Source organism: Micromonospora sp. NPDC005203, from assembly GCF_042872705.1.
Lineage (GTDB): Bacteria > Actinomycetota > Actinomycetes > Mycobacteriales > Micromonosporaceae > Micromonospora.
Genome location: NZ_JBIAKV010000006.1, coordinates 258,786 through 274,802 on the forward strand (window position 1 = coordinate 258,786; position 16,017 = coordinate 274,802).

At 72.9% G+C, this 16,017-nt stretch carries 16 protein-coding genes and 1 pseudogene; 9 read left to right on the forward strand and 8 right to left on the reverse strand.

Going from position 1 to position 16,017, the window contains the following annotated elements; translation table 11 throughout:
* Positions 1 to 212: 212 nt before the first annotated feature.
* Both ACFYPM_RS16665 and ACFYPM_RS16670 read right to left on the reverse strand, forming a co-directional pair.
* Positions 213 to 1,172, reverse strand: coding sequence for a TIGR03557 family F420-dependent LLM class oxidoreductase (locus tag ACFYPM_RS16665; protein WP_387197060.1), 960 nt, complete (start codon positions 1,170 to 1,172; stop codon positions 213 to 215).
* 91 nt (positions 1,173 to 1,263) lie between these two features.
* The gene (locus tag ACFYPM_RS16670; RefSeq protein WP_387197063.1) at positions 1,264 to 2,166 is read right to left on the reverse strand and encodes an NAD(P)-dependent oxidoreductase; all 903 of its coding nucleotides are present in this window, start codon (positions 2,164 to 2,166) and stop codon (positions 1,264 to 1,266) included.
* A 95-nt stretch (positions 2,167 to 2,261) separates the two neighbouring features.
* Between ACFYPM_RS16670 and ACFYPM_RS16675 the strand changes: the two genes are divergently transcribed.
* Positions 2,262 to 2,603, forward strand: a complete 342-nt coding sequence (locus tag ACFYPM_RS16675) for a winged helix-turn-helix transcriptional regulator (protein ID WP_387197066.1) — start codon at positions 2,262 to 2,264, stop codon at positions 2,601 to 2,603.
* A gap of 84 nt (positions 2,604 to 2,687) precedes the next feature.
* Here the strand turns inward: ACFYPM_RS16675 and ACFYPM_RS16680 are convergent, their stop codons facing one another.
* Entirely contained in the window at positions 2,688 to 2,894 is a 207-nt protein-coding gene (locus ACFYPM_RS16680; protein WP_306271566.1) for a hypothetical protein, read from the reverse strand.
* A gap of 253 nt (positions 2,895 to 3,147) precedes the next feature.
* Here ACFYPM_RS16680 and ACFYPM_RS16685 point away from each other — a divergent pair, with 253 nt between their 5' ends.
* Together ACFYPM_RS16685 and ACFYPM_RS16690 are read left to right on the forward strand one after the other, a co-directional pair.
* Positions 3,148 to 3,975, forward strand: coding sequence for a hypothetical protein (locus tag ACFYPM_RS16685; RefSeq protein WP_357248831.1), 828 nt, complete (start codon positions 3,148 to 3,150; stop codon positions 3,973 to 3,975).
* Complete coding sequence (locus ACFYPM_RS16690) at positions 3,972 to 4,721, forward strand: Asp/Glu racemase (protein WP_387197069.1); 750 nt, start codon at positions 3,972 to 3,974, stop codon at positions 4,719 to 4,721. Before ACFYPM_RS16685 ends, ACFYPM_RS16690 begins: the two co-directional genes overlap by 4 nt.
* Positions 4,722 to 4,740: 19 nt before the next feature.
* Here ACFYPM_RS16690 and ACFYPM_RS16695 read toward each other — a convergent pair whose 3' ends face one another.
* From ACFYPM_RS16695 to ACFYPM_RS16715, 5 genes and pseudogenes are all read right to left on the reverse strand, one after another.
* Positions 4,741 to 5,871: a low temperature requirement protein A gene (locus ACFYPM_RS16695; protein WP_387197072.1), complete on the reverse strand. Its 1,131-nt coding sequence runs from the start codon at positions 5,869 to 5,871 to the stop codon at positions 4,741 to 4,743.
* A 367-nt stretch (positions 5,872 to 6,238) separates the two neighbouring features.
* Positions 6,239 to 7,306 carry a hypothetical protein gene (locus tag ACFYPM_RS16700; RefSeq protein WP_387197075.1) on the reverse strand — a complete coding sequence of 356 codons (1,068 nt, stop codon included), beginning with the start codon at positions 7,304 to 7,306 and terminating at the stop codon, positions 6,239 to 6,241.
* Between the two features lie 363 nt (positions 7,307 to 7,669).
* Positions 7,670 to 9,019: an FAD-dependent oxidoreductase gene (locus ACFYPM_RS16705; protein ID WP_387197078.1), complete on the reverse strand. Its 1,350-nt coding sequence runs from the start codon at positions 9,017 to 9,019 to the stop codon at positions 7,670 to 7,672.
* 91 nt (positions 9,020 to 9,110) lie between these two features.
* Positions 9,111 to 9,458: pseudogene (locus tag ACFYPM_RS16710) on the reverse strand (TcmI family type II polyketide cyclase); the annotation flags it as partial.
* A 90-nt stretch (positions 9,459 to 9,548) separates the two neighbouring features.
* Positions 9,549 to 10,346 (reverse strand): BTAD domain-containing putative transcriptional regulator, encoded by a 798-nt coding sequence (locus ACFYPM_RS16715; RefSeq protein ID WP_387197081.1) that lies wholly within the window; start codon positions 10,344 to 10,346, stop codon positions 9,549 to 9,551.
* 446 nt (positions 10,347 to 10,792) lie between these two features.
* Here ACFYPM_RS16715 and ACFYPM_RS16720 point away from each other — a divergent pair, with 446 nt between their 5' ends.
* The 6 genes from ACFYPM_RS16720 to ACFYPM_RS16745 are packed head-to-tail and all read left to right on the forward strand — an operon-like array spanning position 10,793 to position 15,966.
* Positions 10,793 to 11,131, forward strand: coding sequence for a TcmI family type II polyketide cyclase (locus tag ACFYPM_RS16720; protein WP_387197084.1), 339 nt, complete (start codon positions 10,793 to 10,795; stop codon positions 11,129 to 11,131).
* On the forward strand, positions 11,128 to 12,846 hold the full coding sequence (locus tag ACFYPM_RS16725) for an acetyl-CoA carboxylase carboxyltransferase subunit alpha (RefSeq protein ID WP_387197086.1): 1,719 nt from the start codon (positions 11,128 to 11,130) through the stop codon (positions 12,844 to 12,846). Before ACFYPM_RS16720 ends, ACFYPM_RS16725 begins: the two co-directional genes overlap by 4 nt.
* Positions 12,843 to 13,355, forward strand: coding sequence for an acetyl-CoA carboxylase biotin carboxyl carrier protein (accB, locus tag ACFYPM_RS16730; RefSeq protein ID WP_387197089.1), 513 nt, complete (start codon positions 12,843 to 12,845; stop codon positions 13,353 to 13,355). The genes ACFYPM_RS16725 and accB overlap by 4 nt, the downstream gene beginning before the upstream one ends.
* Before the next feature lie 19 nt (positions 13,356 to 13,374).
* Complete coding sequence (locus ACFYPM_RS16735) at positions 13,375 to 14,817, forward strand: acetyl/propionyl/methylcrotonyl-CoA carboxylase subunit alpha (RefSeq protein ID WP_387197091.1); 1,443 nt, start codon at positions 13,375 to 13,377, stop codon at positions 14,815 to 14,817.
* Entirely contained in the window at positions 14,814 to 15,569 is a 756-nt protein-coding gene (locus ACFYPM_RS16740; protein ID WP_387197094.1) for an SRPBCC family protein, read from the forward strand. Before ACFYPM_RS16735 ends, ACFYPM_RS16740 begins: the two co-directional genes overlap by 4 nt.
* The gene (locus tag ACFYPM_RS16745) at positions 15,562 to 15,966 is read left to right on the forward strand and encodes a cupin domain-containing protein (RefSeq protein ID WP_357555296.1); all 405 of its coding nucleotides are present in this window, start codon (positions 15,562 to 15,564) and stop codon (positions 15,964 to 15,966) included. Before ACFYPM_RS16740 ends, ACFYPM_RS16745 begins: the two co-directional genes overlap by 8 nt.
* Positions 15,967 to 16,017: the final 51 nt, after the last annotated feature.

Sequence of the window (16,017 nt, forward strand, 5' to 3'; positions counted from 1 at the left end):
GCCGCCTCGCCGCCGCGGGGCGGGGGGGGGCCCGGCCCCCCCCCGCGCGCCCGCCCCCCCCCCCCCCCCCCCCCCGCCGCCGCCCCCCCCCCCCCCCCCCCCCCCCCCCCCCCCCCCCCCGCCCCCCCCCCCTGCGTGCCTCCCCCCCGGGCCCCCGTCCGCTGTCCCGCCGTACCGCTGTGACCGTGCGGGCGGTGGCCCTGCCGGCGGCGTCAGGACATGGCGCGCAGCCGGTCGGCGAGGGTGCCGGCGAAGAAGTCGAGGAAACCGTCCGGGTCGGGGCCGGCGTTCTGCAGGACGACGTGGTCGAAGCCGGCCTCGACGTACGACCGGACCTTGGCCACGTGCGGTTCCGGGTCGGGGCCGATGGCGAAGAGTTGGCGGATGTGCTTCTCCTCCACGTGCGCGCTGGCCGCGTCGAAGTTGACCGGGTTCGGCAGTTCGCTCATCACCTTCCAGCCGGTGACCATCCATCTGCTGGTCTGCAACACCGCCTGCACCGCCTGGTCCTCATCACTGGCCCAGGCCAGCGGAACCTCGGCGTAGCGCGGGCCGGAGCCGCGGGCCCGGCGGTAGTGCTCGACGATCGAGGCGTCCGGCTCGGTGGCGAACAACCCGTCGCCCAACTCGGCGGCGAGCCGGGCCGACGCCTCGCCGCTGGCCGCCACCGCGATCACCGGCGGGGTGTCCGGCAGGTCGAAGATCCGGGCGTCCTCCAGGTGCAGGTGCCGGCCCTCATAGGACTGGTAGCCGCCCTGCCAGAGCAGCCGGATGATCTCCAGCGCCTCGCGGAGCCGCTCGTGCCGGCCCCGGACGCAAGGGAAGCCCTGCCCGACCACGTGCTCGTTGAGTCGTTCGCCGGCCCCCACCCCGAGGGTGAACCGTCCGTCGGAGATCAGCGCCATGGTCGCCGCGGCCTGCGCGATGATCGCCGGGTGGTAGCGGACGGTCGGGCAGGTGACGCCGGTGGCCAGACGCAGGGTGCTGGTCTTGGCGGCGATGGCGCCGAGCACGCTCCAGGTGAACGACGAGTGGCCCTGCGCGTCCAGCCAGGGGTGGAAGTGGTCGCTCATCTCGACGAAGTCGAAACCAGCCTGTTCGGCCAGGACGGCCTGTCGGATGATCTCCTGGGGGCCGTATCCCTCCGCGGCCAGCTTGTAGCCGATCTGCATGCCACGCCCCCGCTCTTCGTCCGCCGACTGACGCGGGTCGGTTCCCGGCCTCGACCTCGACAAACACCGACGACGCCCGTAGGCCAGCCTCCTAGGACGCCGTACGGGGTGTGTGGCGCGTCAGCAGGTCGACCACGCCGGCCAGATCCTCCTCGCCAGCGCCCTCGGCCAAGCGGCGGCCCATCAGCGCGAAGAAGGGGCTGAGCAGCTCCGCGCTGACACCCTGCTGCTCGGCGGTCCGCAGGAAGGTCGGTGTGCCGGCCACCTGCATGGCGAGAGTGGAGACGACATCCGTGGTGTAGTCGCCGCTGCGCAGCCGGTCGGCGGTCTGGTGCACGGCCGGGGCCATGGCGACGAGCCAGTCGGCGAGCAGTGGCGCGAACGCCGCGGGATCGATGTCCTCCCCGCGGATCAGGGCGTAGGCGTGGGTGACCCCGGCGAACATCCCGTACATGGCGCTGAGCAGAGCCACGTCGTACAGGGCCGCGAAACCCGGGTCCTCGCCCACGAAGGTGGTGCCGACCGGGACGCCGAGCGTCTCCCGGTGCCGCTCGAACAGCTCCCGCGAGCCGCTGTAGAAGACGTAGCCGCCAGCCTCCGGCACGCCGATCATCGGGGGGACAGCCATGATCCCGCCGTCGAGGTAGCGGGCACCCCGTTCGTGGGCCCACGCGGCGCGGGCACGGGCCTGGGCGGGGGTGCTGGTGGTCAGGTTGACCAGGTCCCGGCCGGCCAGATCGACGCCGGCCATCGCCTCGTCGACCGAGGTGTCGTCCAACAGGCAGACGACGACGAGGGTGTTCGCCGCGACCGCCTCGGCGGCGCTGGCCGCGACCCGTGCGCCCTCGGCGCCGAGGACCGCGGCACGGGTCGGGGTGCGGTTCCAGACGGTGGGCCGGCGACCGGCGGCGAGCCAGGCGCGGGCCAGCGCGGAGCCCATCGCGCCGAGCCCCAGTATCGTGACGGAGGTCTTCTGCACAGCGTTCGGTGTCATGCCGATTAGGCTGGTCGGAAGCACTCCGGTGATCAAGTACGCACTTCGGAGTGGGTGCTTACCCCCGGGTGAGCGAGGACGTCGGAAGGGTGGGCATGACGACGCTGAACCGGCCGGGCGCAGCAGAGGGACACGTCTGTGGGATCGACGCCGCGATGGAGGTGATCGGCGGCAAGTGGAAGGTGCTGATCCTCTGGGCGCTGCACGAGCACCCGTACCGCCGCTTCGGCGAGCTGCGTCGACTCCTTCCGGGGATCACCGAGAAGGTGCTGGCCTCGCACCTACGGGAGATGGAACGCGACGGCGTCGTGCACCGTGTCTCCTACGACGAGGTGCCGCCCCGCGTCGAGTACTCGCTGACCGTCGACGGCACGCGACTCAACGAGGCGCTCGAGCCGCTGGCCGCCTGGGGGCGCGAGCGGCGGGCCGGGGCGTAGTGTCTCGGAACGGCCGAGCCGCACCCGTACGGACACCGGCCCGCGCCCCGGGGGTCGAGGGGCGCGGGCCGGTGTCCGGCTGTCCTACTTGGAGGGCTCGGGCAGCTTGCAGTCGACCTTGGGGTTGGCGCCGATGTAGTTCAACGGCCCGGCCACGATGGTGACCAGGATGGTGCCGGCTTCGGCGCAGTTGGTGTCGTCGCCGCTGTAGTAGCCACGCTGGCCGGCGGCGACCGCGCCGATCACCAGCCAGATCACGACGATGACTCCGAGTATCGAGGTGCCGCGCATCGCTGCCTCCTGAAGGAAATGTGGTGGATCTGAGGTGCAGTCGTTGTACCCAATTGGGTCGTGCGGCTAACTGACACGAAGGCGGGGCCACGCCGGATCCCCCATCCGGCCGAGGCCGTCCGCCGTTGCGTACCGCCCGGGATCGGCCGCTCGCACGGGGTAACGCGAGTCGGCTATCGGATCGGCGACCGACCCGGCCCCCGTGCCGCGCGGCGGACGTAGAACTGCCTCACGGCCCCGCCGAGGAGGACTCATGGACGCCCCGACACCACCCCTGTACATCGACCGTCCCGAGGACGTGGCGGTCGCGGCCCGCGCGCTGGCTCGCGGCGCGGTCGTCGCGGCGGCGTTCGCCAACTTCTACGTCATCGTCACGCGTCCCGACGCGGCCACCGTCCGCCGGGTCAACCTGGCCAAGGGCCGACCAGCCGAGCAGGTCGGCAGCATCACCACCGCGATCGGCCGGATCCCCGGGATGTTCGACTGGACGCGGATCTCACCGCGGCTGCCGGTCGGCCGGGTGCGGGCACTGATGGACAGCCTGTACGGCGCCGGGCCGTTCGGCTTCCGGGGGCCGGCGGCGGAGCGGCTGCCCGAGCACCTCACCCAGGTCGACCAGGGGCTGCGCACCACCCAGGTGATCGCGCCGGGCCTGACCTGCCCGTCCAACGTCTTCTTCGAGCGGGCGCTCGCCGAGACCGGATCGGACCACCTCTACATCACCTCGGCGAACCGCTCCCGGCACCTCACCGGCGCGGCCGAGGAACCGGCGCACTGGAAGGCCGCGGCTCTCGCCGCCGACTTCGCCCACCTCGACGACCTGGTGGTGCTCGCCCACCGGGACGAGTCGGCGGCCCGCGCCGCGTACCCGGGCTACCTCACCACCTCCGTCACCCTGCTCTCCTTCCACGCGTCCGACGGCGAACTCGAGGAGCCGCCGGTGCTGACCGTGGACCGGCACGGATCGCTGCACCTGGATGACGTCCGCCGCGCCGCCGCGCCGCTCGGGCTACAGGTGCGCCTGGGTGGCACCGCCGCGCGGCGACTGCAGGTCCGCGCGTACGCCGGGGCGCTGGTGTGAGCGGTTACCGCGTCGGCCTGGTGGTGCCCAGTTCGAACACCACCATGGAGACCGAGATCCCGACCATGCTGCGCCGCCGCGAGACCGTCGACCCGACGGTCCGATTCACCACGCACGCCAGCCGGGTACGCCTGCGTCAGGTGACCCCCGACGAGTTGGCCCGAATGAACCGCTCCGCTCTCCGCTGCGCCGCCGAGCTGGCCGACGCCCGCTGCGACGTCCTCGCGTACGCCTGCCTGGTGGCGGTGATGTGCGAGGGTCCCGGCGCGCACGAACGGGCCGAGCGGCGGCTGGGCCGGGCGGCCGGTCGCGCCGGGCACGACATGCCGGTGGTGAGCAGCGCGGGGGCGCTGGTCGCCGGGCTGCACGCGCTGGGCGCCCGTCGGGTGGCCCTGATCGCGCCGTACCTGCCGCCGTTGACCGCGACCGTCGTTGCCTACCTGGCCTCGCACGGCGTGCAGGTGACCCAGGCGGTGAGCCTGAGCGAGCCGGACAATGTCGCGGTGGGGCGCGTCCCCACCGCTCACCTGGTCGGGCTGGCGCAGCGGCTGGACGTGACCGACGTGGACGCGGTGGTCCTGTCCGCCTGCGTGCAGCTTCCGTCGTTGGCGGCGGTGCCGCGGGTGGAGGCCCGACTCGGCCGTCCGGTGCTCACCGCGGCCACCGCCACCGTGCACCAGCTGCTCACCAGGCTGGGTGTCGAACCGTACGTGCCGGACGCCGGACGGCTGCTCGCCGGGGTCTGAGCCGGGCGGGCCGGCCGGTTCAGTGCGGCGGCGAGGGGGCCTCGGGGGGCTTGCCGTAGCTACGCCGGAAGTCCGCGTAGGCCACACCGATCAGCACCAGCAGAGCACCGAGAGAGGCGAACACCGGCGGCAGGTACAACACGGCGGGAGCGATGCTCAGCAGCGCCAGCACACCGCCGGGGCGGGACAGGGACACCCGGCTGAACACCTCGTACTCGAAGGAGGCCCGGCCGGCCAGGAAGAGGGCCGGGCCGCCGAGGATCACCGCGGCCCAGGCCGGCGGCGTCCGTCCGGTCGGCTCGTGCAGCACGAGGTCGAACCCGGTCGCCGTGGTCACCACCCCGGCCACCATCAGCAGATGTGTGTACGGGGCGGTGAACAGGAACTTGCTGGGCGACCCGGACCCCTTGATGGCCATCGGCAGCAGCTGACCGGACTTGTGCACGTAGATCCGCCAGAGCAGCAGGGTGGTCAGGAACGCCACCGCGAACACCCCGATGTTCTGCGCCTCGGTGTGCGCCGTGCTGAACATGGTGCCGATGGTCAGGATGGCGTCGCCGAGCGCGATGATGAAGAACTGCTGGTAGCGCTCGGAGAGATGCTCCGCGGTGACGTTGCGCTGGGGCTCGGGCACCACCCCGAGCCCCGGCACCGGATACGCGAGCCGGAAGCCGACGTAGTCGATGGCGAGCGCGAGTGCCCAGCACGCCAGGCGGGCGTCATCGCTGGTGAACGCGCCGATGAGCCACGGGATCGCGGACACCGCGAACCAGATGAAGATGCGTGCCGCGCGGCGCTGGGTCTGCGGTTCGCGGCGGACGGCCGGCATCAGGAACAGCCCGCGCCCGAGGTGGATCGCCACGTAGGTGCCGGCGAACGCGAGCCCACGGTCGCCGAACGCCTCCGGGATCGCCGTGGTCATCAGCAGCGCGCCGAACATCACGGCGCTGATCAGCAGCTTGATCTCGGTGCGTTCCGGGTTGTACAGGTCGGTGACCAGGGTGGTGATCACCCACGTCCACCACACGGCGGCCAGCAGGATCAGTGCCTGTCCGGCCCGGTGCCAGTCGAGCTGGTCGACCATGCCCCGGGAGATGAGCGCCAGGGCGACCACGTACACCAGGTCGAAGAAGAGTTCGAGGAGGGTCACCCGCCGCGGGGCCTCCGGATCACGGACCGGAGGACGACGGGACCGCGGGGACCCGGGCTCCGGCGCGGCGTGGTGCACGGGCTACTCCTGCGGAACCGGTCGGCTCGACGGACCCGTCCGGTCCACCTGAACGGACGGTATCGATCGGTCGACCGCACGGCCGCGAATTCGCCGGCCCTTCCCCCAACCGGGGGTGATCGACCCGGCTTCCTGAAAGCCAGGGTGTCCGGGCCGCTCGGATGGGCCCGGTTCTCTGAATTCCGAGTCGATCGCGCCGGCGGCGGGGCCCGTGGTGAAGTGACCTAGACGGCCGAACCCCCGGCCTACCGTCGCCTGGGACGGTGGACCGGGGGCTCGATGTCGCGCGTCAGGACGGGTTGCCGCCCGGGAGTACGGCGGCCATCTCGTCGCCGGCACCGGCGAGTACGCGCGCCTGCTGCGGCCAGGTGGCCAGCGCGGGTGCGGCGCGCAGGCCGGCGGCCCGGATCAGGTCACGCAGCGCCGCCTCGTCCAGCGCACCGAGCTGGACGTACGTGCGTACACCGGCGTCCTGCAACGCCGACGCCATCTTCGGCCCGATCCCCTGGATCCGGCGGAAGTCGTCCGCCGGACCGGAGTCCGTGCCGCTGGCAGCGGTCGGGACGGCCCGAGGGGTCTCGGCCACGGTCGGTACGACCGCGGGCGCGGCCACCGCCGATGGTACCGACTCCGGCTCGGCGTCCACCGGCTCGGCGTCCACGTCCGTCGGTGCTGCTTGCACGCCGTCGGCCTCCGACGGCTCGGCGTGCGGCGCGTCGGCGTCCACCGGCGTCGGCACCGCGGCCTCGGCCGCCACATCGTCGACCGGCCTGGTCGCGGTCGGCTCGTCGATCGGGCTGGCGGCGGCCGGTCCGTCGGCCGGGTTGGCCGTGGTCGGCCCGTCGGCGGGGGTGGTGTCGAGCGGGAGGTCGTCCGCGGGCTGGCGGGGGGCGATCACGGCCGCCGGGGCGGGCTGCTCGTCGACCGCGGCCGGCTCGGGGGTCGACTCCACAACCGGCTCCGACGGAAGGTCATCCGCGTCGGACGGTACGGGCGGCGGGGCCTCGGTCAGCGCGATGTCGGCCGGGTCGACGGTGCTCGGGGCCTCCGCCGGCACTTCCACCGGCGTGGGTCCACTGTCCGGTCCGGTGACGGCGGCCGGCGCGCTGACCGTGTCCACCGGCACTGGTTCGTCGGCGACCGCGACGGGGGCCGGGTCGACGGCGGCTGCGGGCCGGGCCTCGTCGGTGGTGGCCGCCGGCGTCGGCGTTTCGATCACGGCCAGGCCGGCGACGGGGTCTCCGTCCACTATCGAATTGCCCTGCACGCCCCGCCGGCCGCGCAGCAGCCACCCGGCGGCCAGGCCCAGCAACAGTGCCAGCACCACTATCAGCGAGTGTCCGATAGACCACGCCACGGCGAACCTCCCTCTCAGCTCGTTGGAAAAGGCACGAGAAAAACTCGCCGCAGCTTCGCACACGCGTGTTGCTGGCAAGTGAGAGGATCGGCCGCAGGCGACCCGGGTGTGGCGACCACGTCATGCGGTGTCCGCCGAGTGACGCAGCGTCGCCCCGGAACAAGCAGCGTCGCCCCGAACAAGCAGCGTCGCCCCGAACAAGCAGCGTCGCCCCGAACAAGCAGCGTCGCCCCGAAACAAGCAGCGTCGCGGCGGACGAGCAGCGCCGGACCAACAAGCGGCACCGCACCGGACAACACCCGAGGCCCGGCACGACGAGACCCGGGCCCGGCGGGGGACGCCGAACCCGGGTCGATGTCCAGCTCAGTCCTGGTCGCCCTCGTAGGTGTGGAAGTCGTCGACGAACCGGCGACGCAGCCGCGGCACCCGGCTCGTCACTCCGAAGTAGCCGCGCGCGCCGAGCAGCGCGAGTCGACCCACCACCGGCCGGTACATCCGGTCGTCGCCGCTGGTGCCGCTGCGGTTCAGCGATTCGGCGACCCGCGCGACGCCGTACGGCACCATCGCTGCCTCGTAGTCGGCGACCGCCTGCACCAACGTCTTGTCGCCGGTCATCGCGTGCCCGAGCTGGTCGCAGAGCAGGCGGGCGTCCCGCAGCGCGGTGTTCGCGCCCACCCCGCGGCCGGGGGTCATGGTGTGGATGGCGTCGCCGAGCATGGTGACGGTGCTGCTCTTCCAGGGCGGCGTCGGTTCGGACGTGGACACCCTGATCGGTAGGGCACTTGCCGGATCCGCGCGGGTCAGCAGCTCCCGCAGGTTCGGGTGCCAGTTGGAGGTGAGGCCCAGGGCGACGTTCACCAGGTTCTCACCGCGACGCTCCAGGACGTCGGCGGGGAATCGGCGGCCGGTGCTCCAGATGATGAGGTTGATGTTGTCGGTGGTGGTGTCGTGGACCAGGCCGGGCCAGTTTCGCAGCACCGCGGCGTCGGCGTCGCTGACGCCGGGTTTGACGGCCCGCCGGGCGTCCCACTTGAACTCCATGACGTGCAGGACGCCCATCATCCCGCCGCTGCCGAAGATCAGCGAGATGCCCTGACGGACCCGCTCCGGGACGAGGCCGCGGGTGTACGCGGTGAGCGGGATCCGGGTGGCGATGTTGATGGTGCCGGCGTCGCGGGTGACGGCGTGCGGCAGGTACTGCCGGCGTACCGCCGAGTGGGTGCCGTCCGCGCCGACCAGCAGGTTGCCGGTGGCACTGGTGCCGTCGGCGAAGTACGCGGTGACCGTCCCGTCGTCGCGTTGCTCGTAGCGGGTGAAGGTCTTGTCGAAGTGCACCACGTCGTCCAGGCCGGTCAGCAGCACCTGCCGCAGCACCATCCGGGCCACCGAGTGTTCGGTGTGCACCGGGTCGGCGTTCGGTCGTAGGGCGAACGACGCGGTCTGGCGGAGCCCCTGGGTGACCACGTTGAAGTAGTGCGGCGGCCGCGCGCAGGTGGCCAGGAAGATGGCGAACAACTCCGGGGACAGGCACTGCCGCAGTGCCCGGCTGCCGGTGGGGCCGATGCCGACCCGGTAGCCGAGCAGCCCTTCGGCGCGGTCGCGGTGCCGCTCGTAGACGGCGACGCTGATCCCGGCACGGCGCAGGCCGTGCGCCAGGCACAGACCGCCCGTGCCGGCGCCGATGATCAGGACGTGCGGTGGAGGGGTGGGCATGTCAGCCCGCCGGCTGTGTCGCGGCGTCGGTGCTGGTCGGACGTGCCGCGGGCACGTCGGTGCCTGTCGGACGTGCCGCGGGCACGTCGGTGCCTGTCGGACGTGCCGCGGGCGCGTCGGGGGCATCCCACCGGTAGAAGCAGCCGGCGATCGCGTCCCGGGGGGAGCGCCAGGTCGGCAGGTACGGCGACGTGTGCGCGGAGAGCCGCTCGTTGACCTGGTGGAAGAGCGGGTGGTTGCGGGCCGCGGCGAGGGCGTCCGGGTCGATGTCGTCCGAGGTCTCCAGCAGGTGTACGCACAGGTCGTGCAGGCAGTACAGGGATCGGTGCGTGACGCCGGTCAGACCGGGCAGGTCGGTGGCGTCGGACTCGGCGAAGATCTGTGCGACCCGCCCCTCCGCGCCCGGGATGATCCGGCTGACGATCAGTAGACGACTCATGGGACCCCTTCCGCCGGTGGCTTCCCGATCCTCGGACCGGTGCCACGTGCTCTGTGCGCCTACCGTGCCGCAGCGTCTGTCACATCACCGTCACGTACGCCGGCCCGCCGGTGACGGGCCGTCGGTGACGGCTTCGCGGGTGGCCTGGCGGATCGGGGCGAGCGTGTCGTCGAGCAGGGCGTTCATCGCGGGGCTCGGCTCCAGACTCAACTCCCTGCGCAGCAGGTCCCGGTAGACGTAGAAGGCGTGCACGGCCTCGAAGGCGTTGCCCTCGGCGAGGTGGATGCGGACCACCAGGCGGTGCGGCGTCTCCCGGAGCGGCTCGGCGGCCATCGCCTCCAACGCGGCTTCGAGGGCCTCACCGTGCCGCCCCGCGGTCAGGTGCTGCCCGGCCACCTGTTCCAGCATGTGCAGGCGCAGTTGGCGCAGTCTCTCCCGGTCCAGCAGCACCCAGTCGTCGTACCAGCCGGGCAGGAGATCGTGCCGGCCGGCGGCGAGCGCTCCCGCCGCGATGCGCGGGTCGTCGCCGTCCCGCACGCGGGCCGCGGTGCCGACCAGGTCGTCGACGTCGAGCCGGACCGTCGGGCCGAGCCGTACCGTGTCGCTGGCCACGGTCATCGGGCAACACGGGTCCTGCCGCAGCCGCCACAGCGCGGTACGCAGTGAGGACAGGGCCCGTTCCTCCGACGCGTCCGGCCAGAGCAGGCCCGCGAGTTGGCTGCGGGTGGCGCCCGGGCGCAGCCCGATCAGGGCGATCACCCGTTGCAGCCCGCGGGGCACCACGACCGGCACCGCCTCGCGCAACAGGCGGAAACCACCGAGCAGGTGAAGGGAGACGCCCTCCCCGGGCGGCTCCCCGGCGGTCGGCACGGACGGGTCAGCGGTCACGGCGGCACCCCCTGCGGAACGCTCGTCCCGACTGTCTGCTGTGTCCCGGATCGGTTCGCCCGTGACGCCACTGTCGGCCCCACCGGTGGGGGGCGCGGCCCACGGCTGCCGGGGGCGGCCCCGCCCGCCGGGGCGGCCGGGCTGACCACCGTGAAGATTATCAATAGCGGTAACGGTGAGTCAACGCCGCGGTGAATGTTCTATTGGCCGACAGTCAACCTGAGATCGGTTCTGAACTGCGGAAACGTCCGTCGGTCCGCCCGCGTGGGATGCAGCGTACGCATAGCTGGTACACAGGATGCGTCAACGCAGCGTCACCGTCCTACGTCGCTGACCGATGCGCCACGGTGACGCCGCCGTGACGAGGACTGCCGCATCGTGTCCGCAGTCGTCCAGCGCGTCCGGGCACACCCGTCGCCGCCCGGACGCCGTGGGGGAGGAGCAGTATGGACCGATCACTGATCGTCGCGAAGGTGGATCCGACCGCCGCGGAGCGGGTCGCCGAGATCTTCGCCGAGTCGGACGCGACGGAGCTGCCGCGCCTGGTCGGCGTCCGGCACCGTTCGCTGTACCGGCTCCACGATCTCTATGTGCACCTGCTCGAGACCGAGCATCCGGCAGCGGACGCGGTGGAGGGCGCCCGGGGTCACCCGGAGTTCATCCGGGTCAGCGACCGCCTGCGCCCGTACGTGTCGCCGTACCTGCCCACCTGGCGCTCACCGCGGGACGCGATGGCGCGGTGCTTCTACCGGTTTGACGCCCCGGACCCCGGGCGGCGGCCGTGACCGCCACCGCGCCACGGGAGGAGCAGCTCTGGTCCCGCTGCCCCGGCTGCGCCAGCCTGCTCTACCGCAAACGGTTGCGCCGCAACCTGGATGTCTGCCCGGAGTGTGGGGAGCACGCCCGGCTCGGCGCCCCGGATCGCCTGCGTCAGCTTGTCGACCCGGGGTCGCTGCGGCTGTTGCCCGACCAGCTTCCCGAGACGGACCCGATCGACTTCGTCGACGTGCTGCCCTACCCGCACCGGCTCAGCGCCGCCCGCGCCAGCACCGGACTGGCCGAGGCGGTCGTCTGCGCCACCGCCACCATCGGCGCTCACCCGGCCGTGCTGGCGGTGATGGATTTCCGTTTCCTGGGCGGCAGCCTGGGTTGCGCGGTGGGGGAGCTGATCACGCGGGCCGCCGAACGGGCGCTGGACGACCGCGTCCCACTCATCCTGGTCACCGCTTCCGGCGGGGCGCGGATGCAGGAGGGCGTGCTGTCGTTGATGCAGATGGCCACGGTCAGCCAGGCCATCGCCGCGCTGCGCGAGGCGGGACTGCTCACCGTGAGCGTCCTCACCGACCCGACCTACGGCGGGGTGGCCGCGTCGTTCGCCACCAACACCGATCTGGTCCTCGCGGAGAGCGGCGCGCGGATGGGTTTCGCCGGTCCCCGGGTGATCCGCCAGGTCACCGGCCGGGCGCTGCCGGCGGGCTTTCAGAGCGCCGACGTCCTGCTCCGCCACGGTCAGGTCGACATGGTGGTGCAGCGCCGGTCACTGCGCGCACGGCTGGGGGCGCTGCTCGCCGCCACCCGCGCCGCCCGCCCGGCCCGTCCGCCCGTACCCCGGCAGGAGCCGGCGCCGCGCCGCGAGCGCCTCGCCGACGCGGCAACGGCGGGCGGAGGTGACACCCCGGCGGTACGCGACGCGTGGGACACGGTCCGACTGGCGCGACACCCGGGTCGACCGACCACACTGGACTACCTCGACTCGGTCTTCGACGGGTTCCTGGAACTGCACGGCGATCGACTCGGCGGAGACTGCCCGGCCGTCGTGGGCGGCCTGGCGCGGCTGGCCGACCGGCACGTGATGGTCATCGGCCACCAGAAGGGGCACACCACCGCCGAGTTGGTGGCCCGCAACTTCGGCATGGCCAGCCCGGCCGGGCACCGCAAGGCGCTGCGGTTGATGCGCCTCGCCGCCCGGCTCGGCCTGCCCGTGATCACCCTGGTGGACACCCCTGGCGCCGACCCCGGGGTGAGCGCCGAGGAGCAGGGCCAGGCGGCGGCCATCGCGGAGAACATCCTCACCCTCACCGTGCTGCCCACCCCCGTGCTGGCAGTGATCACCGGAGAGGGGGGCAGCGGCGGCGCACTGGCCTTGGCGGTCGCCGACCGGGTGTTGATGCTGGAGCACGCCGTCTACTCGGTGATCAGCCCCGAGGGATGCGCGGCAATCCTGTGGCCGGACCGCTCGGCGGCGCCGCAGGCTGCCCGCGCGCTCAAGCTGACCGCGCCCGACCTGCGCCGACTCGGGGTGGTCGACGAGGTCGTGCCGGAGCCGACCACCGCCGCGCACGGCGACCCGGCGGAGACCGCCCACCGGTTGCGCGCGGCCCTGCTGAGCAACCTGCTGCCGCTACTGGACGTGCCGCCCGCCATGCTGGTCCGCCTGCGTCGACAGCGCTTCCGCCGGTTCGGGATGGCACGCGCCAACGCTCGGGCGGGTGCCCGGTGAGCGCCGGGGACACGACGGTGTCGACAGTCGAGGTGCCCCACGACGCCGGGGTGGAGGGCGAGGAGGCGCTCGCCGGCCTGCGCCGGCAGGCACAACACCTGATCGCCGAACTGGCCGGGCCGGTGCGCCGGATCCGGCTGCGCAGCGGACCGGCGGTGCTGGAGGTCGAGTGGCACCCGGAGGAGCCGGCCCGTGCGGACGTACCTCCCGGGTCTGCCGACGTGGCGCGGCCCGCCGGCCCGGCGCCGGCCCCGCCACCGACGCCTGGCCGGGCCGCGGTGCGGGCACCCATCGTCGGCACCTTCTACCGCGCGTCGGAGCCCGGCGCGAGGCCGTTCGTCGCGGTGGGCGACCTGGTCCGTCCGGGCCAACCGGTCGCCATCGTCGAGGCGATGAAGCTGATGAACGAGGTGACCGCCGATCGTGCCGGTCGGGTGGTCGCGATCCTCGTCGAGGACGGCCACCCGGTGGAGTACGACCAGCCGCTCGTCGAGCTGGACCCGGCATGACGGCGCAGGGTGGTTGACCATGTTCGAGACCGTGCTGATCGCCAATCGGGGCGAGATCGCCCTGCGGGTGCTGCGCGCCTGCAGGGAGCTGGGTGTGCGAACCGCGGTCGTCTACTCCGCGGCGGACGCCGACTCGGCGGTGGTCCGCCTCGCCGACCAGGCGGTCCGGATCGGGCCCGCGTCGAGTCGGCGCAGCTACCTCAACGCGGCCGCGATCGTGGAGGCTGCCCGGCAGGTGGGCGCGCAGGCCGTGCACCCCGGTTACGGCTTCCTTTCCGAGGACGCCGACTTCGCCGAGATCTGCGTGGACAACGGGTTGACCTTCATCGGCCCACCACCGGCGGTGATGGCCGCGCTGGCCGACAAGTCCTCGGCGCGGGCCCTGCTGAGCCGTGCCGGCCTGCCACTGTCGCCGGGCAGCGTCGCACCGGTGCCCACCGCCGCCGCGGCGGCGGAGGTCGCCGCGGCCGTCGGCTACCCGGTGATCGTGAAGGCCGCCGCCGGCGGCGGCGGTCGCGGCATGACCGTCGTACGGACATCGGGCGAGCTGCGCCGGGCGTACGCCCGCACCCGGGCCGCCGCCCAGGCCGCCTTCGGCGACGACCGGGTGTACGTCGAGCGCTACCTCACCGAGGCGCGACACGTCGAGGTGCAGGTGCTCTGCGACTCCCACGGCAACGGGGTGCACCTGGGCACCCGGGACTGCTCGGTGCAGCGCCGACACCAGAAGCTGGTCGAGGAGGCGCCCGCGCCGGCGCTGTCCGCCGCCGTACTCGACACCATCGCCGAGGCGGCCCTGCGGGGCGCGCTGGCTGTCGGCTTCGTCGGTGCCGGGACCCTGGAGTTCCTGGTCGACGCGGAGGAGAAGTTCCACTTCCTGGAGATCAACTGCCGGATCCAGGTGGAGCACCCGGTCACCGAGATGATCACCGGGATCGACCTGGTGCACGAGCAACTGCACATCGCCGCCGGGGTACCGCTGCGCTGGCGGCAGGAGGACATCCGCCTGCACGGCGTCGCGGTGGAGTGCCGTGTCAACACCGAGGACCCGGCCCGGGACTTCGCACCGACCCCCGGCCGGTTGACCCGGTTCACCCCGCCCGGCGGCCCGTTCACCCGGGTGGACACCCACGCCAGCGCCGGCTACCTCGTCGGCCCCTGGTACGACTCGCTCCTGGCCAAGGTGATCGTCTGGGCGCCGGACCGGGAGCTGGCCCTCAACCGGCTGGAACGGGCCCTGGACGAGTTCGACATCGCCGGGCCGGGCGTCCACACCACCATCCCGTTCGTCCGGCGCGTGCTCGACGACGCCGCATTCCGCAAGGGCCGCTACACGACCGGCCTGGTCGACCGTCTGCTCGCCGCGCCCGACGCGGCGTCCGCGCGGCGGGCGACGGCCACCCCCGCTCCGCGCCCCGCGCCCGCCGCGGAACCCGACACAACCCTCAGGAGGACCCGATGACCGTCACCCATGGTCGCCCGATGACCGCCGAGATCACCGACATCCTGGTGGCGCACTGCGGGCTGGACCCCGACGCGGCGGCCCGGGCGCCTGCCGCGTCGCTGGAGGAGCTGGGGATGGACTCCCTCGCACTGCTGGAACTCTCCGCGGTCGTCGCCGACCGGTGGCAGGTGAGCATCCCCGAGCAGGCCGGGGAGCTGAGCATCCCGGCGGTGGCCGACCTGGTCGCCCGCCGCGTCGACCCACCCGGGCATACCGAGAACAGCGTGGTCATCGACGCGCCGCTGGCGCTGGTCTGGGAGGTCACCAACGACGTGGCGAACTGGACCGAACTGTTCACCGAGTACGCCGTGGTGGACATCCTGCACCGCGAGGGCCACACCGTGCGGTTCCGGCTCACCATGTACCCCGACGAGAACGGGGTGTCCTGGAGCTGGGTCAGCGAGCGCACCTCCGACCCGGTGAGCAGGCAGGTCCGGGCGTACCGGGTGGAGACCGGGCCGTTCGAGCACATGCGGATCCACTGGCGCTACACCGAGGAGGCCGGCGGCACCCGGATGACCTGGACGCAGGACTTCGCGATGAAGCCGAGCGCGCCGCTGGACAACGCCGCGATGACCGAGCGGATCAACACCAACAGCGTCATCCAACTCACGGTGATCAAGGATCGGGTGGAGCGGATCGCCCGGCAGCGCGCCGACCAGGACGCCCCCCTGACCAGCACCGAGCCGACGGAGGCCGACGATGAGTGACCTGAGCACCCGGCCGATCGCCGCCGGGGACGTACCCGCCGACCGGCGACGCGGCGGTGAGCTGCGCGTGTTGCTCGGCCCCCGCACGGTCGGCAGCACCTCGGGCTTCCTCGGGGTCGCCACCCTCGCGCCGGGGGAGCGGATCGCCGAGCACTACCACCCGTACAGCGAGGAGTTCCTGTACGTGGTGCGCGGCGCGATCACCGTCGACCTGGACGACCAGCCGACGTTGCTGGCCGCCGGTGAGGCCCTGTTCGTCCCCGTGAACGTGCGGCACCGACTCCGCAACACCGGCGTCGAACCGGCCGAGGTGGTCTTCCACCTGGGTCCGCTCGCCCCCCGCCCGGAGTTGGGTCACGTCGACACCGAGTTGGCCGAACAGCGCGGTGGGTCGTGAGCGCGAGGAGTGCGCCGGGGTTGCGAGCCCCGCAGTCGCGAACCGGGGTGG